We start from the raw sequence: 18,799 nt of genomic DNA on the forward strand, positions 1-18,799 counted from the left end.
GAGATCCTGACCATGACCCTGCGCCTCGCCATGTTTGTCACCGCCGCCGGCCTGGGGCTCGGCGCCTGCAGCACCCCGCTGGATGCGCCGCTCTCGCCCAGCTTCGGCGTGGCCGCCGCGACCCTGCAGAGCCAGGCGATCCCCCCGGCGCCCGATCCCGGCCCCCGAGCGAGTTCGGCCGCTCGCGGCGTGGCGGCGATCCGCCGCTACGAGGCCGGCGAGGTGAAGGAAGCGGAGACGCAAGCGGCGTCCCAGCTCGGCGCCAGCTCGCTCTCCACAGCCATCGCCCCCACGCCCTGACCCGCACCGAAGGAGCGCACGATGACACGCAACCTGTCGCTCGCCCTGGCGGACGTGCGGGGCGATCTCGCCCGCGACCTGCAGGCCGCCGCCGCGCGCCTGGCGGGCCTCCGGATCCTGTCGCCCACCGGGGCGGGAGCCGTCTCGGCCGACGCCTGGCTGCTGGCCCTGGAGGATACGGGGCCCGCGGGGCTGGAGCGGCTGAGGAACCTCGTCGGCAGGATCGGCGGCGCGCCCGTGGTGGTGGTGGCGCCGGAGGCGGACAGCCTCGCCGTTCGCCAGCTCTTCCGCGCCGGCGCGCGGGACGTGCTCGCGGGCCCGCAGGACGCCGGCAGCCTCGCCGCCGCCCTGCATGACCTCTTCCAGCCGGCGGCCGCCGCCGAGCGCCCGCGTGGCGCGGTCATCAGCGTTCTGAAGGGCTGCGGCGGGGCGGGCGCGACGACCCTGGCGCTCAATCTCGCGGCCGTGGCCGTCTCCGGCTCGCGCCGCGCACGGCCGCTGTCCAGCGTCGTCCTCGACCTCGACCTGCAGTTCGGCGACAGCGACGTGGCCCTGGATCTTCAGCCCCGCACCGGCGTGCTGGACCTCATCAAGAGCGGAGGCAAGCTGGACGCCCGGCTGCTGGACAGCGTCCTCGCCGACCATTCGAGCGGCTTGCGGCTGCTCGGCCCCGCGCCCGCGCTGACGCCCCTCGACGCGCTTCCGGCGGAGCTGGCCCTGGACGTGGTGGACCTGGCGGCGGCGCGGTTCGACAGGGTGTTCGTGGACCTCCCGCCCGCCTGGACCGACTGGACGCCGTCGCTCCTGGCGCGCTCGGATCTGGTGATCCTCGTGACCATGGCCACGGTCGGCGGCGTGCTCGGCGCCCGGCGCGTGCTCGACGCCATGAACGCGGCGGGGGTCGCCCCGCCCTGCCTCCTGGTGCTGAACCGGGTGGCGGGTGTGCTGGAGGCCATAGACAAGCCGGCGCGGGTGCAGCGGGCGCTGGCGGCGCCCGTCGACGCCGCCATCCCCTTCGACGCCCAGCTCGCCCGCGCCGTCGAGCGGGGCCGGCTGGTGGCGGAGGCCGCGCCAAAGGCGCCCGCCGCCCGCGCGGTGCGCGCCCTGCTCGGAGCCGTCGACGCCAGGCTCGCCGCCGGGGCGCCGGCCCGTCTGGAGGCGGCGGAGTGAAGCTGTCCTTCGCCCCCCCGTCGGCAAGGACGCGGCTCCGCCCGATCCCCGGCGGCGCGGGGCCCGAACCAACGCCCGACACGGAAATCGCCTCCGACGACTACTTCGCGCTCAAGTCCGACCTGCACCACCGGCTGCTGGAGCGGCTGAACCTCGCCGCCCTCGGCCAGCGCGCCCCGGATCAGGTTCGCGCCGAGGTCGCGGAGCTGCTGGCCACGATGCTGAAGGAGGACGCCCGGCCCCTCAACGAGGAGGAGCTGCGGCGGCTGCTGGACGACCTGATGGACGACCTGACCGGCTTCGGGCCGCTCGAGCCGCTGCTGCAGGATCCGGAGATCTCGGACATCCTCGTGAACACCGCCCGCGAGGTCTACGTCGAGCGCCGCGGCCGGATCGAGCGCACGCCTGTCCGGTTCGCCGACGAGCAGCACCTCCTGCGGGTGATCGAGCGGATCGTCGACAAGGTGGGCCGGCGCATCGACGAGAGCCAGCCGATGGTCGACGCACGTCTGCCCGACGGCTCGCGGATCAACGCGGTGATCCCGCCCATCGCCGTCGACGGTGCCCAGCTCTCGATCCGCCGCTTCGCACGCATTCCCTTCGACCTCGGCCGGCTGGTGGCGAGCGGCGCGCTGGACGCGCCCGCGGCCCGCCTGCTCGAAGGCATGGTCGCCGCGCGCCTCAACATCCTGATCTCAGGCGGCACCGGGACCGGCAAGACCACCCTGCTGAACGCCATGTCCATGGCGATCGGCCGCGACGAGCGGGTGGTGACCATCGAGGACGCCGCCGAGCTACAGCTTCAGCAGCCGCATGTGGTGCGGCTCGAGACCCGCCCGCCCAACGTCGAGGGCCGCGGCGAGATCACCCAGCGCGACCTGCTGCGCAACGCGCTGCGGATGCGCCCCGACCGCATCGTCGTGGGCGAGGTCCGCGCCGGAGAGGCGTTCGACATGCTGCAGGCGATGAACACCGGGCACCACGGATCGATCACCACGGTGCACGCCAACACGCCGCGGGACGCGCTCTCGCGCCTGGAGCAGATGATCGGCATGGCCGGCCTCGACCTCGCGCCGCGCGCCATGCGTTCCCAGATCGCCAGCGCCATCGAGGTCGTGATCCAGCTCCAGCGGTTCTCCGACGGCAGCCGCCGCGTGGTCAGCATCCAGGAGATCGCCGGTCAGGAGGGCGAGGTGGTCACCATGCAGGAGCTGCTGCGCTTCGAGGCGCAGGGGGTCGACGACTTCGGCCGCGTCCGCGGCGGGTTCGTGTGGACGGGCCTGCGGCCGGTCTGCACCGAGAAGTTCCGGGCCAGCGGCGTGCCCCTTCCCGAAGGACTGCACGCATGATCGAGCTGCTCGGCGCCCTGTTCGCCTTTGCCTTGGGCCTGGCGACCCTTGGCGGCTGGCTGCTGCTGCGGGCGCTCGGCGGCGAGGCGCGATCGCTCGACCGGCGACTGATGCGGGTGGGCGCGCCCTCAGGCGCCGAGGCCAGGCCCTATAGCGGGCCGCTGGCGGCGCTGGACGCCCTCGTCGACCGCCGGTGGCCGGGCCTGCGCAGGCGGATCCTTGCGGCCGGCGGCGGCTTCACGCCCGTCCAGCTCGTCCTGGGCAGCGGTCTGGTGGCAGTCGCTGTCTTCGCGGCGCTGGCGGTCGCCGGACTGCATCCGATGCTGGCGCTGGCCGCCGCGGCCGGCGCGGGCGGCGCCCTGCCGGGCCTGGTCCTGTCCTTGATCGCCGGCCAGCGTCGCGAGCGCCTGCTCGCCCAGCTTCCCCAGGCCGTGGAGCTGATCGCGCGCAGTCTGCAGGCGGGCCACCCGGTGGTGGTCGCCATGCGCGTGGTGGCCCAGCAGATGCCGGGCCCCATCGGGCCGGAGTTCGCGGCGGTCCTGGACGAGATGAGTTTCGGCCGTGACCGGGCGAGCGCGCTGCGCGCGCTGACCGAACGGTATCCCGTGGCCGAGCTCCGCATGTTCGCGGCCTCCCTGGAGGTCACCCGAGAGACCGGCGGCAACGTGGCCGAGGTGCTGCTCAAGCTGGCCGACGATCTGCGGGCAACGGCGCACCTCAAGCGGAAGGCTCAGGCCGTCACGGCGGAAGGCCGGCTCTCCTTCTGGGTGATCTCCAGCCTGCCCTTCCTCGTCGTCGCCGCGATCATGCTGCTGCGACCGGACTATTACCGCGACGCGGCCGGCGATCCGCTCTTCTGGCCGCTGATGTCGGCCCCGCCGCTCCTCTGGTTCACCGGCGCGGTTGTGATCTGGCGCATGGTGAACTTCAGGGTCTGAGCATGGCGCACCTCCTGCTGATCGTCCTCGTCCTGGCGCTCGCGGGCGCAGCCGCTGGCGCCCTCGCCGCCGCCTTCGGCGACCGGAGCTTCGACACCCGTCTGGCCGGCCGCCTGGCCGCCGCGCCGGCCGCGGGCCCATCGCTTCAGCCTCTGCTGCAGACCCTCAGCCCGCGCCTGACGCGCACGCTCGTGGCCTGGGGACGGCGCGCCGGGCGCGGCAGCCTGGACACCGAGGAGAGAGGCGCCCTGCGCACCCGCCTCGTCCACGCCGGCTTCTTCGGAGAGCGGGCCGCGGAGGTGTTCTTCGGCGTCCGCGCCCTCGCCGCCGCCGCCTGCGCCGCCGCAGGCTTGGCCCTGGCCCTCACGGCCGAGCTCGGACCGCTGTGGCTTGCCGCCCTCGTGTTGGGCCTGGGAAACCTCGGCCTGTTCGGCCCGGTGCTCTGGCTGCGCCGGCGCACCGCCGCCCGCACCGATGCGATCGCCCGCGGCCTCCCGGACGCCGTGGACCTGCTGGTGGTCGCGGTGGAGGCCGGGGCGACCGCGCCCGCCGCCCTGCAGCGGGTCGTCGCCGAGTTCCGCGACCTCCATCCGGAGCTCTGCCAGTTGCTGGCCATGATGCTGGCCGAGATGCAGGCCGGAGCGAGCCGCGCCGAGGCCCTCGCCCGACTCGCCCGGCGCGCGCCCGGCCAGCAGGTGCGCAGCCTCACCACCATCCTCATTCAGTCGGACGCCGTCGGCGCCAGCCTGGGCGCGGCCCTGCGGACCGCCGCCGAAGAGATCCGCAAGGCCCGCTACCTGGACGCCGAACGGCGCGCCGCCGAACTCCCGGTGAAGCTCGCCTTCCCCCTGGTGTTCTGCATCTTCCCGAGCCTGGTGGGCGTGATCTTCGTCCCGATCCTGATCCTGTTCGCGCGCACCCTTTTCGCGGACTGACCGGCCACAAGCCGCAGGGGTCCGCGCCCTACCGCCATACAGGCGCGGCGTCGGGCTGCGCCGCCTTCGCGGCCGCAGGCGCAGAGGGGACGCCCGACGATCCCTCACGCTCAGCCTCGGCAGGCCGGACGCCCGCGGGTTCTGTGATCAGCCGCGCCCGCCGGCCGAAGGTCAGGTAGTCCCAGGCCCAACTGAACGCCACGGCGATGCGATTGCGCAGGCCGATCAGGAAGTAGACGTGGACGACGCCCCAGAAGAGCCACGCGGCGTACCCCTTCAACGTCAGCCGGCGCAGCCTCACCACGGCGGCCTTGCGCCCGATGGTGGCGAGATCGCCCGCGTGCCGATAGCGGAAGGGAGCTGAGCCGGCTTCACCTCGCGCGCGATCGCCGATCAGGCGCCCGACGTAGGCGCCCATCTGCTTGGCCGCCGGGGCGACGCCCGGCACGGTCCTCCCCGGCTCCCAGGGAACGGCCGCCGTGTCGCCGATCGCGAAGACCTCGGGGCGGCCCGGCACGGACAGGTCGGGGCCGACGATCACCCGGCCAGCCCGGTCGCGCTCTGCGCCGAGCCAGTCGGCCGCCGCCGAGGCGGCCACGCCGGCCGCCCAGATCACCGCGCCGGCGGGAAGGCGGCGCTCTCCGAGCATGACATGATCCTCGGCGATCCGTGTCACAGGCGCCCCCAGCAGGACCTGCACGCCCCGACGCTCGAGCGCCTGGCGCGTATAGGCGCTCAGGGCTTCGGGAAAGGCGGCCAGCAGCCTCGGCCCCGCCTCCACGAGCAGAACGCGGGAAGCCGCGGGCTCCACGTTGCGGAAATCCGGAGCCAGCGCCTCGTGGGCCATGTCGGAGATGGCGCCCGCCATCTCGACACCGGTCGGGCCGCCGCCGACCACCACGAAGGTCGTCAGCCGCTCCCGCTCCGCGGCGTCGGTCGCCAACTCCGCGCGCTCGAACGCGGTCAGAATGCGGCGGCGGATCTCGGTCGCATCCTCGATCCGCTTCAGTCCGGGCGCGCTCGGCGCCCACTCGTCGTGTCCGAAGTAGGCGTGCGTGGCGCCGGTGGCGAGCACGAGGTGATCGTAGGGGAAGTCGCCACTGTTCGTGCGGACAAGGCGGGCGTCGGCGTCGATCCCGGTGACGTTGGCCATGACCACGCGGACGTTCTTCTGTCGCGACAGGATCCCCCGGATCGGCCAGGCCACATCGGCAGGGCTGAGCGTGGCCGTGGCGACCTGATAGAGCAGCGGCTGGAAGCAATGGTGGTTCTGCCGGTCGATCAGGGTCACCTCCACCGGGGCGTCATGCAGGGCCTTGGCCGCTTCCAGCCCGCCGAACCCGCCGCCAACGATCACCACCTGCGTCGGCCTGCTCATCCTCGCCTCGCCCTCGCCCGGTCTGCGGCCGGTCAGCTGCGGGCGCCGCCTTCGGGCCGAGCGGGCGACGCAAGCGACCGCCCCGACGGACGCGGAAATGATTGTGCGCCTCCAAGACGCCGGCGCGCCACCCTGTATCGACGCGGCTGCCGCAACCTGATCTGTCGGGGCGCGCGGCGGAGAGCCGCGTCGAACGAACCCGCGTGATCGCCTCGTCGGCCCTTCCTGTCGGGGGAACGGTCGCGGAGACACCATCGGACATCAAGACCGCCCATCTAATGATCGCTCCCGTGCGGATTGTTGTCCGGGTCGCGGGGAAATGCGCCAAGCTACCGTATGCGGCAGCGTCACGAACGAAGGAGTTCGCCATGCTCGCAGAGTCCCACACTCCGACGACCGGAGCGGTGTTCGGCGACCATGACGGTGTGCTGGCAGCCTTCACCCACGCCGGGAACCAGACCCTGCTTCTGACGGACTTGCCGGACGGGATGGTCGACCTGGTTGGCGACGGCCGATCATTGGCGGGCTTCGCGCAGGGCGGGAGCGACGAGCTGACGGCGCTCGCGCATGCCGCGCGTGTCTGGGGCGACGCGTTCACCCTCCTCGGCCACGCTCGCGGCGGGCATGATCTGGTGGTCGCCGGCGGCGGCGCGGAGGCCTACGCCTTCGGCGACGGAGAGCTGCTGACGGGGAGTGCGATCGGCGGCGATGACGATGTTCGCGCCGGGGCCGACGAGACCGCCGTCGCCTACGGCGATGCTGCGACCATCGGCGGCCTGGCGAGGGGCGGACACGACCGGGTCAGCGCCGACGGCTTCGGAACGCCCACCGCCTACGGCGACGCGGAGGTCATCCTCGGGGCCGGCGTGGGCGGCGACGACACCGTCACCGGTCTGTCGAGCCTGCACGGCGCTGTGCGGCTGTTCGGCGATGCGGAGCGGCTGGAAGGCCTGAGCTCCGGAGGCGACGACCTCCTCATAGCGCCGAGCGGTTCCGCCGACATGTGGGGCGACGCTGCGTTCCGCGCGGCGGGCGCGACCACGGGCGCCGACCGCTTCGTGTTCGCGCCGACGGGTCAACTCGCGGTCCGCTCGGTGATGGACTTCGAGCCCGGAAAGGACCTGATCGAGCTCAGCGGCTATGGCCTCGACGGCTTCAACGAGCTCGCAAGCCTGTTCCAACCGGCGGAGGCGGGCGTGCTGATCGTCTTCTCCGGCGCAGACTGGGTCCTGATCGCCGGCGTTCAGGCGGCTCAGCTCAGCGCCGGCGACTTCGTCTTCAGCTAGCTCCGGCCAACGCCTTCCGGCCTCAGCGCGAGAGGCGCAGGGCGGAGATCTCCTCGCCGATCTGGTGGAAGGCCGCCTTCAGGTCGGCGCCCGTCTCCGGCAGGTAGACGTGGTCCGGCGAACTGGCGCAGTGGGCCATGAGCGCGCGGGAGGCGGCCGCGTCCGCCGCCGACTGGCCGCCCTGATCGAAGCTCCGCAACGGGTCGGGCGCGGATTGCAGGGCGCGCGCCAGACAGACATCGACGGCCTGCCCGCGGAAAGCCCATGTTCAGCCGCAGTCGCGATGGTTGGTTCGCCTTGCCGCGACATCCTGAGCGACCGTCATGATCAACGCACGGCTGGCGATCTTCTTCGGCTTGGCCGCGTTCGGCGCGGTGCTCCTCTACCTCGTTCTCGAGATCAGGGCGGCCAAGCGGGCCGAGGAGATCGGCTGGAGCGCGATTTGCGCCGTCGCGGCCGCGGGGGCGTTCGGCTGGAAGCTGAGGACAGGCGGTTCGCTCGAGGGCGCAGTCCTGTGGGCCCTGCTCGGTGGCGGCGCGACTTACCTGGTGCTCGCCGGCTCCGCGGCGCGGATCAGAATGTACACACCAAGGCGGCCTGGCCGGCCCTTAGAACCGAAGGATTTCGAAGCGAACTGAATGCTCCGCCTCGAGAGGCCGGGTCGCACTCAGCTCGAGCCGATTGATCGCCCAGCTTGGTCCGCTCAGCGCCAGTTGCGGACGTTAGAGGGCGGACTGCGAAGGGGTGCTAATCGTAGTGCTTCGCGCTGACTTGCGATTTGCAGGAGGGCCAGCTCGCGAAAGCGCGAGAGGTCGGATGTCAGGCTCACATAACGATCTGCCGCGCCTTTGATCCGCGCGTCCGTGATGGAGCGCAGCATGGTGGCTGCCTCTTCTGCGCGTCCGCAAAGCCCTGCTGCGATCCCTGCGTTGTAGGTCGACCAGCTCCCGCCGCGCGTGGATTTCTCGTGGCTTAGCAGAAGGTCCGCCGTCGCCTCGACCGACGGTAGGCGAGCGGCCAAGTCACGGACTTATTCCGATGCCATCACGGCGAGCCTGTTCGCCGCTTCCTCGAACTGCTCAACGGATTGGTGATCTTCGAAGTCAGCCGCTCGACTATCCCAATCGGCTCCACTGCCAAGGTCGAAGCTGATGTACCCCTTGTCAGACCAGAGCCAATGTGCGGCCACGTTGAGGTAGCTGCCCTTGCTGAAGCCGCTCGGCTGGAACTCGACGATCGTCAGCCACCAGCCATGGTCGCCGATCCACAAGCGCGAGTGGCCCTTCCGGCGAAGCCCCAGCGGCTGAAGCGTCGCTTTCGCCGCCTTCGCAATGATCTTGTCGTGTGAGCCAGTCATGGCGGAAACGTATCGGGACGATCGCCCGCTAACCACCCTTGGCTGACGTCAGCGGGCGAGCTCCTGAGCCGGTCGGCGGAACCTCCGCTCCCAGACCGAGCGCCGAGATCCGCGTTCGAACCGAACCCTGGCGGACAGCCGGAAGCCGGCGTCGGATGCTCAACGCACCTGCCGCCCCAGCGGCGGAGCGGCTGTTTCAGCGCTGCCTCAGCACAGGCGCCGGTCGATGCGCTTCACGTCAAACAGGGTCACCGGCCCGCAGGCCGACAGAGTATGCAGGCCCTGCCGGTAGGCGCCCGCGCCGAGCGGCGGGCGCAGCGGCGCGGTCGTTTCGGCCTGGAAGCGATCGGGTGAGAGCTCCACGAGCTTCAACATACGAAGGGCCCCGCCGTAGGTCCGTGTACAATCCTGTACCGGCAAATGTGGAACGCCATCCTCGAGCCACGCCGTGCCCCCCGGCCTGCTCGACGCCAGCTCGTCGCGTACCGGGTTGCCCGCATGCAACCGCCACGGCCCCGACAGTCGTTCGGCATGGGCGAGATGCAGCCGCCCCTGCTTCCGGCGTTGACCGCCGGAGGGCGAATAGGCCAGCCACCAGAGGCCGTCGTGGCGGAACGGCGTGGGATCGATCGCCGGCGTGTCCAGCTCCAGACGAACGACCGGCTCCCACCGATGCGGAAACGCGGCGGCGCGGTAGAGCGTCAGGCCGCCGGAGCGATGCGCCTCGGGGATCATCCACCAGTCGCCGTCGGCCTTGAAGACCTGCGGATAAGAAAGATGCCACGGCTCGCGCAGCGCGACCGAGCGGCGCACGGGCGAAAACCCGGCGTCCAGCTCGATCAGCACGATGACGCCATGGCGCGTCCGGTAGTCATAGGCCTCCGCGAACACCAGCAGCCGCCCGTCGCGCCAGACGCCGAACGGGTCGGCCAGGAACGCCCGGCGCGCTTCCTCGGGCAGCCAATGGACGAGCGCGCCGGGAGCAAAGCCGTGGCGAGCCACCTCGGCGATCGGCGCTTCCACGAGACCGATCCGCCAGATGTCACGCCCCGGCAGGCTCCACCTCAGCATGCGCCGCCCCTGCCGGCGGCGGCCGCCCGAACCGTGATGCCCGAGGGCGGGCGCAGGTGACGGACCAGGTCCGCCGCCCCAAGCGCGACCATGACGACGAGATGCAGCATGAGCATGACGAGCGCCAGGGCCGCGAGCAGGACCGAGATCGGCGCGTCGGCGCCGAGCAGGAGCAGGACCAGATTGCCGAAGACCAGCTCCTTGTTGGGGATCAGCGGGATGCGCGAGACCAGGCAGCGGAGCGCCAGGAGGACGATCCAGGCGCCGGGCGGCGTCTCCGGCAGCGCCAGCCGCCAGATCAGGAGCGTGAGCCCGGTCCAGGCGGCCAGACGCAGACCCTGGACGGCGCCGACATAGGCCAGCTGCGCCGCGGCGAGCGAGAACACCCGGCGCGCGAAAAGGAGCGCTCCGACGGAAATCGCGAACGGGATAAGCGCCGACCAGAGCGCCGGCCCCACCTGTCGGGCGAAATCCAGGTCGCGCAGCTGCGCCGCGCTGACCGCCGCCAGGACCAGGGTCAGGAAATTGCCGAGCAGGGCCGAGAGGATGCTGGCGTCCTTTATGGCGGCGAAAGGCGCGACCCCGCCGCCGGCCGCGCGACGCGCCCAGACATAGAGGTAGGCCTCGCCGCTGTAACCGAGCACGACCTCGTTGATGACGTTCTTGCGGAACAGCGCCGCCATCCCCGCCAGAGGCAGGCGCCAGAGCCGCCGGAAGACGACGAAGTCGACAAGCGGCTGGATCAGATAGAGCAGCAACAGGGCTGGCCAGACGAAGGGCGGCATCTGGCCGATCAGTGTCAGCGCCTCCGGCGCCGCGCCGCCAAGTTGCAGGCCAATGGCCACGACCATCGCAACCGAGAGCCCCCCGCCCAGCCACAGCCAGCGTCGGGAGACCCCATCTCCCGCGGCGTTCGGCGCGCCGGCATGACCCGCGGAGGTCCGGGTCATGCCGGCGCGCCCTCCACCAGCGACCCATAGTGGCCGAAAAGCTCCGCGAAATGGTCAAGGTCGCGCCGCACCCGGACCGCCGCCGCGTTCGCGGCCGACTTCAAGGCGAGCGGATCCCGGGCGAGCAGCCGAGCGAGCGCCGCCGCCGCGGCCCTGGCGTCGCCGGCGCGGTAGATTTCCGAGCTCGCGGGCTGGGCCAGATGCGGGAAGCCGCCGCGATCGGGCCCCACCACCGGCAGGCCGCTGGCCATGGCTTCGGCCGGGATCAGGCCGAAGGTCTCCGACTCGCAGCCATGGACGAGGGCGTCGGCGCTGGCCAGCCACGCGGCCAGGCGGGCGCGGTCACGGATGGGCGGCATGATCCGGACGTGCGGGTGGCGGGCGGCGGCCCGCTGGATCCGCCTGCGGTCGAGGCCATCGCCGACGAGCACAAGCCCGAGGGACGCGTCAGCGCCGGCCCGCGCCACCGCCTCGATCACCATCGGCCAGCGCTTCTCGGGATGGAAGCGGCCCACGCCCAGGACCAGGCGGGCCGTGGCGGGACAGCCACAGGCCGCGAGCAGCGCCGATCGCAGCCGCTCGTCGCGCAACGCGGGCGAGAAGGCGCCGCGGTCGACGCCCAAGGGGATGCTGGTCACCGCATCCACCCCTTGGCGCTGAAGGCGCTCGGACAGCCAAGGCCCGGCCGTGACGACTGAGGAAAACCGGCCGGCCAGCCGACGAAGGTAGGACCAGAATCCCTCGAACAGGCGATCCACCCGTTGCGGGCTGGCGATCGGGGCCAGCCAGCGGTGCGGATAGGAGGCCACCGGATCGGCGTGCATGAACATGGCGCGCCGCGCCGGGCCCGCCCAGTTGGCGACGATCCAGGCGCCCCGCCACGGCGACGAGGCCTCCACAAGGTCGGGCTGGAGTCGGTCCAGCCAGCGGCGCACCGGATCGGCCTCCCAGAACATGTGATAGTTGGCGTCGAACGGGAGGCCGGGAGAGCGCACTCGGATTACGCCGCCCGCCCTGCGGGCCTCGAACGCGTCCGACGGCCCCGGCGCGATCACGAACAGCTCGTGCCCTAGCTGCGCCGCCCCTTCGAACTTTCGGTCGATATAGGTCCGCACGCCCCCGCCGGTCGGGGAATAGAACTCGGCCACATCCACCACCCGCATCGCGTCTTCGCAGCTTCCAGGTCCGCCCCGCCGACGCCGCTCGGCGCCGCCCCTGACGGCGCCGAGCGGCCTGCCCTGACGAGAAGACGACGCTGGGCGGCGCGGCTCTCATCGATTCCGGGAATCCGTGCGGGGGCGTGCGGCCCGCGTCGTCCTTGTCGCCGGGGCTGAACGACGACCTGGAAGGACAAGCATGAGCATCAAGGCTCTCACGGGCGCAGACGGCGCGCGCCCGGCGCGGATCGCCCTGTTTTCCGGCAACTACAATTACACCCTCGACGGCGCCAACAAGTCCCTGAACCGGCTGGTCGGTCATCTGACAGAGACCCTGGGCGCGAGCGTCCGGGTCTATTCGCCGACCTCCCCCACCCCCGCCTTTCCGCCGGTGGGGAAGCTGGTGTCGGTGCCCTCCGTGCGGATCCCGTTCCGGCCGGATTACCGCATGGCCCTGGGGTTTCCCGCAGCGATCCGGCGCGACCTCGAGGCCTTCCGGCCCGACCTGATCCACCTGTCCGCGCCGGACCCTCTCGGCCGCGCCGCACTATCCCACGGCCGAAAGCTCGAGGTCCCGGTCGTCGCCAGCCTCCACACTCTGTTCGACACCTACCTCGACTACTACGGGCTCGGTTTCCTGCGCCCCGTGGTTCGCCGGCAGCTCTGGGGCTTCTACGGCGCCTGCGACTATGTGATGGCCCCGACCGAGGCCATCGCCGACGAACTGCGCCGCGAAACCGGCTCGACGGCGGTCCGCATCTGGGCCCGCGGCGTCGACCCCGCCCTCTTCCATCCGGGGCGCCGCGACGAGGCCTGGCGTCAGGGCGTCGGCTTCGACCGTGACCTCCCGGTGATCGTCTATCTCGGGCGGATCGTGATGGAGAAGGGCCTGGCGGCCTTCGCCGACACGATCGCGCGGCTCGAGGCGCTCGGCCACGCGCCTCAGGTGCTGGTCATCGGCGACGGTCCGGCCCGCCCCTGGTTCGAGGCCCGCTTGCCGCGGGCGGTCTTCACCGGCGTCCTGACGGGGGAGGCCCTGGCCAGGGCCGTGGCCAGCGGCGACATCTTCCTCAACCCCAGCACCACCGAGACCTTCGGCAACGTCAACCTGGAGGCCATGGCCTGCGGCCTCGCCATGGTCTGCGCCGATGCGCCCAACACCCGCGCCCTGCTCCGCCACGGACGCGACGCCCTGCTCTGCGCGCCGGAACGTCCGGAGTCCTACGCTGAGGCCATCTCCAAGCTTCTCCTCGATGACGGCGCGCGGCGCCGGCTGGCGGCCGCGGCGCTCGAGCGCAGCGCCGCCTACCGCTGGTCGGACATCCTCGACGACGTCGTCTCGGTCTATGCCGAGGCGCTCGACCGCCCTTCCGCTTCGTCCGCGCCTGCCGCAGCAAGCCCCCGCTGGCGCTCGCCGGCTGCAGCCAGACTGGAAGCCTCGCGACGAGCCCTGGCGGGCGGCCCTGCCCGCGCGTCGGGTCGGCTCGCGCCATGATCCTGACCAACCTCGACCGCTACCTGCTGCGACGGGCGGTGACCCCGATGTCCGCGGTGCTGATCAGCACCATGGTCGCCTTCCTGATGGAACGGCTGATGCGCTCGCTCGAGCTGCTGTCGCAGACCGCGGGAGGCTTCGACCTCCTGATGCGCCTGCTGACGACGCTCCTCCCGCACTACGTCGGCCTCACCCTGCCCGGCGGCTTCTTCATCGGGCTGTTCGTGGTGGTCCACGGGCTGAACAAGAGCTCGGAGATCGACGCGATCCTGGCCAGCGGCGTTTCGCTGGGCCGCTTCGCCGCGCCGCTCGTTGGCCTGGGTCTCGCCCTCATGCTGCTGAGCGTAGCCCTGTTCGGCTTCCTGCAACCCTACAGCCGCTACGCCTATCACGCCGTGCTGCACGCAGCCGCCAATGCAGGCTGGGACGGGGCCGTCCGGCCCGCGGCGATCGTTTCCGCCGGCCCCGACCTCGTCCTCACCGCCGACGACGCCGACTCGAGCGGTCATCGCCTGAAGCGCGTGTTCATCCGCACCGTGGGGCCGGACGGCCGCGAGGATGTGATCGCCGCCGCGTCTGCGGAGGTCGTCAGGGCGCCGGGCGCGCGCGTGGTCACCCTGGTGCTGGACCGCGGCCAGCTGGTCAGCACCACGCGCGAGGGGCGGGCCTATGTCACGGACTTCACCACCTTCAGGGTCAGGCTGCCGACGGCCCACGCCGCCGCGCTGCTGCGCGGGCGCGGCCAGGAGATCAGCGAACTGACGCTGGTCGAGCTGGCCAGGCAGGGTTTCGCCGCCCCCGAACCGGCGCTGTCGCGCCAGGTGGCGCTGGCCGAGCTGTTCACGCGGACATCGCGGGCGCTGGTGCTGCCGCTCCTGCCGCTCCTGGCCGTGCCGCTGGGGCTGAGCGCCAAGCGCGGGGGCGCCGGTGCCGCCATGGCGATCGGCGGACTGATGCTCTTCGGTTTCGAGACCTCTATGGTGCTGGCCCAGGCGGTGGTGCGGGCGACGTCCGTGCCGGCCGCCGCCGCTATCGGCGCGCCGGCCGGCCTGTTCGGCGGCGCCTGCGTGGCCACCTGGATCGCCAGCCGCAGGCGTCCCGGCGAGAACCCGGTCAGCTGGCTCTCGGAGCAGGTGGCCGCGGTCTTCGCCGCGGTCGGCCGGATGCTCCGGCGGCCACAGGCCCTGCCGGACTAGTCGCCGTCGCGGCATGCCGCCGGCGCTTGCTTTCGCCCCTTCGGCGCGTCATGTCTCGACCGCCGCCCCTTCCAGCGGGCCCATGTCCCGGTGATGACGAACGACGCCAATCGACAGGCCCCGACCTCGCGCCAGACCTGGGCATGAAGGACGCCTCCCTCGACCTCTCGCCTCTGGCCAACGCCTATCTCGAGCGCCGCGACGACATGCGTCGGTTCTTCCTGGCGCGCCTGGGCGGCCGGGGCGATGTGGAGGACCTGGTCCAGGAGCTCTATCTGAAGGTCCAGGCGGTCGCCCACGAGCCGGTCGAGAACCCGCCGGCCTATCTCTACCGCCTCGCCTCCAACCTGATGCTGGACCGCCTCAAACAGGCCAGGCGTTCGACCGCGCGCGAGACGGAGTGGCGCCGGACCCACCATGCCAGCGTCGGCGCCCTGGACATCTCCGACACGCCCGACGCCGAGAGCGCGGTCATCGCCCGCCAGCGGCTGGAGAAGCTCTCGTCGGCGCTGGAGACCCTCGCGCCGCTGACCCAGAGGGTGTTCCGTCTGCACAAGTTCGAGGGCCTAACCCACGCCGAGACCGCCGAGCGGGTCGGCATCTCGCGCAGCGCTGTCGAGAAGCACATCAGCCTCGCCCTCGGCCATCTGGTCAGCAAGGTGGGGCGATGACTGTGGCCAGCCTGCATCGCCTCGTCGGAATGCTGGGTGGGCCCTCGGCCGCCCTGGCGTCATTAGGGCGATGCCCGCCCAGGACCGCGCGCGAAGAAGGCGCAGACCGTCGATGACCAAGCCCGCCGCTCAAGATCCGATCCATCAGGCCGCCGCCGACTGGTTCGCCAGGCTGCAGGGCGACGCCAGCCTGGCGGACTGGACGGCGTTCCAGACCTGGCTGGAGGCTGATCCCGAGCATGCCGACGCCTACCACGCCGTCGAGGCGGTCTGGGTCGATCTGGACGGGCTTCCTCCCGAGGCCCAGGAAGCCGCGCCGCTGGCCGCCGACATCGCCGCCTTGCGCCCGCCGCGCGCCAGCCGCCCCCCGCGACGCCGCCTGCTGCTCGGCTTCGGCGTGGCCGCGGCGGCGGCGATCGTCGCCACCGTGGTGACGCCGCACCTGACTGCGCCCTCATACACGGACTACGTCACCCGCCGCGGCGAGACGCGCGAGATCGCCCTCGCCGACGGCTCGCGCCTGACCCTGGGGAGCGCGACGACCCTGCGCGTGCGGCTGGGCCGCCAGCAACGAGTTGTCACCCTGGTCGATGGCGAGGCGAGCTTCGACGTCGCCCATCTGGAGAACCGCCCCTTCGTGGTGGCCGTCGGCGCGCGCGAGGTGCGGGTCCTCGGCACGGAGTTCAACATCCTCAGCCACGGCGGCCGCCTCGCCATCACCGTTCGCCGTGGACGGGTGGCCGTCTCGGGCGGCCAGGAGGGGACAGTCCAGCTGACCCGCGGCGAGCAGCTGGCGCAGTCTCCCGGCGGCCGCGCCCGGAAACGCAACGTGGCGCCGGACGTCGCCTTCGCCTGGCGATCGGGCCAGCTGATCTACGAACGCACGCCGCTTCCAGAGGTGGTCGCCGACCTCAACCGCTATGTCGCCACACCGATCCGCGTCGATCCCAGCGCGGCCGCGGTGACCGTCTCGGGCGTCCTGCTTGTCGACGAGGAGGCCGCCATGGTCCGGCGCCTGGAGCTGTTCGCCCCCATCGTGGCCGAAACGACGCCGCCCGAGGTGATCCTGAAGGCCAAGCCAGCGCGGCGCTGATGGCGGAGGGAAACCTCGGCCAGGTCCGCACCCGACACCGGGCCGCGGCGCTGGGCATGGGCCTAGCCTGCATGGGCGCCGCGTCCGCCGAGGCTGCGCCGCGCCTGTTCGCCGGCCGCAGCGCCCCCGTCGTACGGTTGCAGATTCCCGCCAAGCCGGTCCGGGCGGCGCTGATCGACTTCGCTCTCCAGGCCGAGCTTTCCCTCGGCGGCGACCTGGACGCCTGTCGCGGCCAGGCTCCCGCCCTGTCGGGCCGCCTTTCAGCGGCCGCCGCCCTCGACGCCATCCTGGCCGGGAGCGGCTGCGGCTATCGGCGGCCCGATCCCCGCACGGTGATCATCCACCGCCTGGCCGAAGCCCCGGCCGCACCCATTCGCCCCGCACCGGCGCCCCTGGCGCTCGGAGAGGTGGTGATCACCGCCGAGCGCTATCCCAACCTGCCCGGCCGCACCCCCTACGCCATCTCGGTCCTGCCGCGCGACGTGCTCGAGCGCCAGGCGCTGACCAGCCTTGAGGACCTCGCCGGCGAGGTCGCCGGCATGACCGTGACGAACCTGGGCCCTGGCCGCGACAAGGTGCTGCTCCGCGGCCTGTCGGACGGCGCCTTCAGCGGTCAGGCGCAGTCTATGGTGGCGCTCTATCTCGATGACGTGCCGATCACCTACAGCGCCCCTGACCCGAACCTGCGCCTGGCCGACATCGAGCGCGTGGAGATCCTGCGCGGCCCGCAGGGCACCCTCTACGGCGGCGGCGCGCTGGGTGGGGTGATGCGGATCGTCACGCGCAAGCCCGACCTCGACCGATTTTCCGCCAGCCTGTCGGCCGGGGTCGGCCTCACCGAGGGCGGCGGGCGCGGAACGGAGCTGGAGGCGATGGGCAACCTGCCGCTGATGCGGGGCCGCGCGGCGCTGCGGGCGGTGGTCTACCGGGAGGCCCAGGACGGCTATATCGCCAACCCCGCGCTCGGCCTGCGCCGCGCGAACGGATCCGACCAGGTTGGGGCGCGCGCGTCCCTGCGCGCGATTGTCACGCCAAGCTGGACGCTGACGCTGGGCCTGACCCACCAGTCGATCGACAACGCGGACACCCAGTACGGATTGCGGCGCCTGGGACCGAGGACCCGCGACACCCTGGTGCGCGAGCCCCACGACAGCGACTTCGACCATGCCTCCGTGTCCCTGGCTGGCGAAGGCGGCTGGGGCCGGACGACGGGCGCGGTCTCGCGGCTCTCCCACCAGTTCGACAGCCGCTACGACGCCACGGCGGTCGCCCCGCTCTACGGCCTCGCGGCTGGCCCGGCGGCGTTCGACGAGAACAGGCGGATCGACCTGACGGTGGCGGAAGTCACCTACGCCACCCCGGGCGAGCACCGCCTGCACGGCCTCATCGGGGCCTTCGCCTCACAGGGCTCGCTCGGGCTCGCCGCCGACCTTCACGCCCTGCCCGCCGGCTCGCCGACGGCCTATGCCGAGCGTCGGCGCGACGAGATCAACGAGGTTGCGCTCTATGGCGAAGTCACCTTCGACGCCACCGCCCGCCTCTCCGCCACGGCCGGTCTGCGCTGGTTCGACTACAGCTTCACCACCGCCTCCACGGTGACCCAGGCGGCGGGCCAGCGCGAGACCCGTCGATCCGCCGAGGCCAGTGGCTTCTCCCCGAAGCTTCTCGTCACCTATGCGGTCCGCCCCGAGGTCCTAGTCTATGCCCAGGCCGCCGAGGGCTACCGCCCGGGCGGGTTCAACACCGCCGGGCGGATCGGACAGCTGTTCGGCGCGCCGGGGACGCCACCGGGTCGCTACCTGGCCGACGAGCTGTGGAATTTCGAACTGGGCGCCAAGGTCCGGGGCTTCGATGGGCGCCTGCAAGGCCGGGCGGCGGTGTTCTACGCCAGCTGGGAGTCCGTCCAGAGCGACCAGTATCTCGCCGACGGCGTCGCCTACACCGCCAACATCGGCGACGGCGCCAACCGAGGCGTCGAGGTCGAGGCGGCCTTCCGCGTCAACGAGCGGCTCGACCTGCGCGCCGCGGCGCTGGTCAACGATCCCGAAGTCACCCGGTTCGACCCCGCGTTCAGCGGGCGCGAAGGCGCCGCCCTCCCCGGAGTTCCGCGGACCTCGGCCAGCCTTGGCCTCGACTACCACCGGGAACTGGCCGCGGGGCTAACCCTGCGCCTGCAGGGCCAGGCCTCCTATGTGGGCGCGTCCTACTTCACCTTCGACGCGGATCAGGCTCACGCGATGGGCGATGTCGTGGGCCTGCGTGGGGTCGCCAGCCTGGCGACGCCGGACTGGACGCTGAGCGCCGCCGTCGATAACCCGCTGAACAGCCAGGCCAACACCTTCGCCTACGGCAACCCCTACCTGATCGGCCGTGAGCAGATCATCACCCCACCGAGCCCCCGCACCGTGACCTTCCGATTCAGCCGGCGGTTCTAGGGACGGCGCAGGCGTGAG

General features: G+C 72.1%; 19 protein-coding genes. 12 read left to right on the forward strand and 7 right to left on the reverse strand.

Going from position 1 to position 18,799, the window contains the following annotated elements:
* Window positions 1–12: 12 nt before the first annotated feature.
* Genes ACE3Q8_RS18205 through ACE3Q8_RS18225 form a run of 5 tightly spaced genes read left to right on the forward strand, consistent with a single transcriptional unit; the run spans window position 13 to window position 4,692 of the window.
* A complete protein-coding gene (locus tag ACE3Q8_RS18205) occupies window positions 13–300 on the forward strand; it encodes a hypothetical protein (RefSeq protein ID WP_374471717.1) in 288 nt (95 codons plus the stop codon).
* 21 nt (window positions 301–321) lie between these two features.
* Window positions 322–1,470, forward strand: coding sequence for a CpaE family protein (locus ACE3Q8_RS18210; RefSeq protein WP_374471718.1), 1,149 nt, complete (start codon window positions 322–324; stop codon window positions 1,468–1,470).
* A complete protein-coding gene (locus ACE3Q8_RS18215) occupies window positions 1,467–2,819 on the forward strand; it encodes a CpaF family protein (RefSeq protein WP_374471719.1) in 1,353 nt (450 codons plus the stop codon). The genes ACE3Q8_RS18210 and ACE3Q8_RS18215 overlap by 4 nt, the downstream gene beginning before the upstream one ends.
* Window positions 2,816–3,757 carry a type II secretion system F family protein gene (locus ACE3Q8_RS18220; protein ID WP_374471720.1) on the forward strand — a complete coding sequence of 314 codons (942 nt, stop codon included), beginning with the start codon at window positions 2,816–2,818 and terminating at the stop codon, window positions 3,755–3,757. The genes ACE3Q8_RS18215 and ACE3Q8_RS18220 overlap by 4 nt, the downstream gene beginning before the upstream one ends.
* 2 nt (window positions 3,758–3,759) lie before the next feature.
* Window positions 3,760–4,692 (forward strand): type II secretion system F family protein, encoded by a 933-nt coding sequence (locus ACE3Q8_RS18225; protein ID WP_374471721.1) that lies wholly within the window; start codon window positions 3,760–3,762, stop codon window positions 4,690–4,692.
* 28 nt (window positions 4,693–4,720) lie between these two features.
* Here ACE3Q8_RS18225 and ACE3Q8_RS18230 read toward each other — a convergent pair whose 3' ends face one another.
* Window positions 4,721–6,070 (reverse strand): NAD(P)/FAD-dependent oxidoreductase, encoded by a 1,350-nt coding sequence (locus tag ACE3Q8_RS18230; protein WP_374471722.1) that lies wholly within the window; start codon window positions 6,068–6,070, stop codon window positions 4,721–4,723.
* 368 nt (window positions 6,071–6,438) lie between these two features.
* On the opposite strand from ACE3Q8_RS18230, the gene ACE3Q8_RS18235 reads away from it, so the two are divergent.
* The gene (locus ACE3Q8_RS18235; protein WP_374471723.1) at window positions 6,439–7,356 is read left to right on the forward strand and encodes a hypothetical protein; all 918 of its coding nucleotides are present in this window, start codon (window positions 6,439–6,441) and stop codon (window positions 7,354–7,356) included.
* A 22-nt stretch (window positions 7,357–7,378) separates the two neighbouring features.
* Here ACE3Q8_RS18235 and ACE3Q8_RS18240 read toward each other — a convergent pair whose 3' ends face one another.
* Window positions 7,379–7,555 carry a hypothetical protein gene (locus ACE3Q8_RS18240; protein ID WP_374471724.1) on the reverse strand — a complete coding sequence of 59 codons (177 nt, stop codon included), beginning with the start codon at window positions 7,553–7,555 and terminating at the stop codon, window positions 7,379–7,381.
* A gap of 124 nt (window positions 7,556–7,679) precedes the next feature.
* Here ACE3Q8_RS18240 and ACE3Q8_RS18245 point away from each other — a divergent pair, with 124 nt between their 5' ends.
* On the forward strand, window positions 7,680–7,994 hold the full coding sequence (locus tag ACE3Q8_RS18245) for a hypothetical protein (protein ID WP_374471725.1): 315 nt from the start codon (window positions 7,680–7,682) through the stop codon (window positions 7,992–7,994).
* A gap of 65 nt (window positions 7,995–8,059) precedes the next feature.
* On the opposite strand, the gene ACE3Q8_RS18250 is transcribed toward ACE3Q8_RS18245, so the two are convergent.
* The 5 genes from ACE3Q8_RS18250 to ACE3Q8_RS18270 form a co-directional block, all read right to left on the reverse strand.
* Window positions 8,060–8,236: a hypothetical protein gene (locus ACE3Q8_RS18250; protein WP_374471726.1), complete on the reverse strand. Its 177-nt coding sequence runs from the start codon at window positions 8,234–8,236 to the stop codon at window positions 8,060–8,062.
* A 150-nt stretch (window positions 8,237–8,386) separates the two neighbouring features.
* Window positions 8,387–8,713 carry a hypothetical protein gene (locus tag ACE3Q8_RS18255; protein ID WP_374471727.1) on the reverse strand — a complete coding sequence of 109 codons (327 nt, stop codon included), beginning with the start codon at window positions 8,711–8,713 and terminating at the stop codon, window positions 8,387–8,389.
* A 207-nt stretch (window positions 8,714–8,920) separates the two neighbouring features.
* The gene (locus ACE3Q8_RS18260) at window positions 8,921–9,784 is read right to left on the reverse strand and encodes a hypothetical protein (RefSeq protein ID WP_374471728.1); all 864 of its coding nucleotides are present in this window, start codon (window positions 9,782–9,784) and stop codon (window positions 8,921–8,923) included.
* Window positions 9,778–10,734, reverse strand: a complete 957-nt coding sequence (locus ACE3Q8_RS18265; protein WP_374471729.1) for a hypothetical protein — start codon at window positions 10,732–10,734, stop codon at window positions 9,778–9,780. The genes ACE3Q8_RS18260 and ACE3Q8_RS18265 overlap by 7 nt, the downstream gene beginning before the upstream one ends.
* Entirely contained in the window at window positions 10,731–11,897 is a 1,167-nt protein-coding gene (locus ACE3Q8_RS18270) for a glycosyltransferase (protein WP_374471730.1), read from the reverse strand. The genes ACE3Q8_RS18265 and ACE3Q8_RS18270 overlap by 4 nt, the downstream gene beginning before the upstream one ends.
* A 193-nt stretch (window positions 11,898–12,090) precedes the next feature.
* On the opposite strand from ACE3Q8_RS18270, the gene ACE3Q8_RS18275 reads away from it, so the two are divergent.
* The 5 genes from ACE3Q8_RS18275 (at window position 12,091) to ACE3Q8_RS18295 (ending at window position 18,781) form a co-directional block, all read left to right on the forward strand.
* Complete coding sequence (locus ACE3Q8_RS18275; RefSeq protein WP_374471731.1) at window positions 12,091–13,386, forward strand: glycosyltransferase family 4 protein; 1,296 nt, start codon at window positions 12,091–12,093, stop codon at window positions 13,384–13,386.
* A complete protein-coding gene (locus ACE3Q8_RS18280) occupies window positions 13,383–14,582 on the forward strand; it encodes an LptF/LptG family permease (protein WP_374471732.1) in 1,200 nt (399 codons plus the stop codon). The genes ACE3Q8_RS18275 and ACE3Q8_RS18280 overlap by 4 nt, the downstream gene beginning before the upstream one ends.
* A gap of 143 nt (window positions 14,583–14,725) precedes the next feature.
* The gene (locus tag ACE3Q8_RS18285) at window positions 14,726–15,253 is read left to right on the forward strand and encodes an RNA polymerase sigma factor (RefSeq protein WP_374471733.1); all 528 of its coding nucleotides are present in this window, start codon (window positions 14,726–14,728) and stop codon (window positions 15,251–15,253) included.
* A 112-nt stretch (window positions 15,254–15,365) separates the two neighbouring features.
* Window positions 15,366–16,346: a FecR domain-containing protein gene (locus tag ACE3Q8_RS18290; protein ID WP_374471734.1), complete on the forward strand. Its 981-nt coding sequence runs from the start codon at window positions 15,366–15,368 to the stop codon at window positions 16,344–16,346.
* Window positions 16,346–18,781 carry a TonB-dependent receptor gene (locus ACE3Q8_RS18295; RefSeq protein ID WP_374471735.1) on the forward strand — a complete coding sequence of 812 codons (2,436 nt, stop codon included), beginning with the start codon at window positions 16,346–16,348 and terminating at the stop codon, window positions 18,779–18,781. The genes ACE3Q8_RS18290 and ACE3Q8_RS18295 overlap by 1 nt, the downstream gene beginning before the upstream one ends.
* Window positions 18,782–18,799: the final 18 nt, after the last annotated feature.

This window comes from Phenylobacterium sp. (assembly GCF_041913825.1).
In the GTDB taxonomy this organism is placed as follows: Bacteria; Pseudomonadota; Alphaproteobacteria; order Caulobacterales; family Caulobacteraceae; genus Phenylobacterium.

What these genes read in the sequence shown, in the direction of transcription:
- ACE3Q8_RS18205 (WP_374471717.1), top strand. Translation starts at nt 13, where the DNA reads ATGACCCTGCGCCTCGCCATGTTTGTCACCGCCGCCGGCCTGGGGCTC.
- ACE3Q8_RS18210 (WP_374471718.1), top strand. Translation starts at nt 322, where the DNA reads ATGACACGCAACCTGTCGCTCGCCCTGGCGGACGTGCGGGGCGATCTC.
- ACE3Q8_RS18220 (WP_374471720.1), top strand. Translation starts at nt 2,816, where the DNA reads ATGATCGAGCTGCTCGGCGCCCTGTTCGCCTTTGCCTTGGGCCTGGCG.
- ACE3Q8_RS18225 (WP_374471721.1), top strand. Translation starts at nt 3,760, where the DNA reads ATGGCGCACCTCCTGCTGATCGTCCTCGTCCTGGCGCTCGCGGGCGCA.
- ACE3Q8_RS18230 (WP_374471722.1), bottom strand. Translation starts at nt 6,070, where the DNA reads ATGAGCAGGCCGACGCAGGTGGTGATCGTTGGCGGCGGGTTCGGCGGG.
- ACE3Q8_RS18235 (WP_374471723.1), top strand. Translation starts at nt 6,439, where the DNA reads ATGCTCGCAGAGTCCCACACTCCGACGACCGGAGCGGTGTTCGGCGAC.
- ACE3Q8_RS18245 (WP_374471725.1), top strand. Translation starts at nt 7,680, where the DNA reads ATGATCAACGCACGGCTGGCGATCTTCTTCGGCTTGGCCGCGTTCGGC.
- ACE3Q8_RS18250 (WP_374471726.1), bottom strand. Translation starts at nt 8,236, where the DNA reads ATGCTGCGCTCCATCACGGACGCGCGGATCAAAGGCGCGGCAGATCGT.
- ACE3Q8_RS18255 (WP_374471727.1), bottom strand. Translation starts at nt 8,713, where the DNA reads ATGACTGGCTCACACGACAAGATCATTGCGAAGGCGGCGAAAGCGACG.
- ACE3Q8_RS18260 (WP_374471728.1), bottom strand. Translation starts at nt 9,784, where the DNA reads ATGCTGAGGTGGAGCCTGCCGGGGCGTGACATCTGGCGGATCGGTCTC.
- ACE3Q8_RS18265 (WP_374471729.1), bottom strand. Translation starts at nt 10,734, where the DNA reads ATGACCCGGACCTCCGCGGGTCATGCCGGCGCGCCGAACGCCGCGGGA.
- ACE3Q8_RS18270 (WP_374471730.1), bottom strand. Translation starts at nt 11,897, where the DNA reads ATGCGGGTGGTGGATGTGGCCGAGTTCTATTCCCCGACCGGCGGGGGC.
- ACE3Q8_RS18275 (WP_374471731.1), top strand. Translation starts at nt 12,091, where the DNA reads ATGAGCATCAAGGCTCTCACGGGCGCAGACGGCGCGCGCCCGGCGCGG.
- ACE3Q8_RS18280 (WP_374471732.1), top strand. Translation starts at nt 13,383, where the DNA reads ATGATCCTGACCAACCTCGACCGCTACCTGCTGCGACGGGCGGTGACC.
- ACE3Q8_RS18285 (WP_374471733.1), top strand. Translation starts at nt 14,726, where the DNA reads ATGAAGGACGCCTCCCTCGACCTCTCGCCTCTGGCCAACGCCTATCTC.
- ACE3Q8_RS18290 (WP_374471734.1), top strand. Translation starts at nt 15,366, where the DNA reads ATGACCAAGCCCGCCGCTCAAGATCCGATCCATCAGGCCGCCGCCGAC.
- ACE3Q8_RS18295 (WP_374471735.1), top strand. Translation starts at nt 16,346, where the DNA reads ATGGCGGAGGGAAACCTCGGCCAGGTCCGCACCCGACACCGGGCCGCG.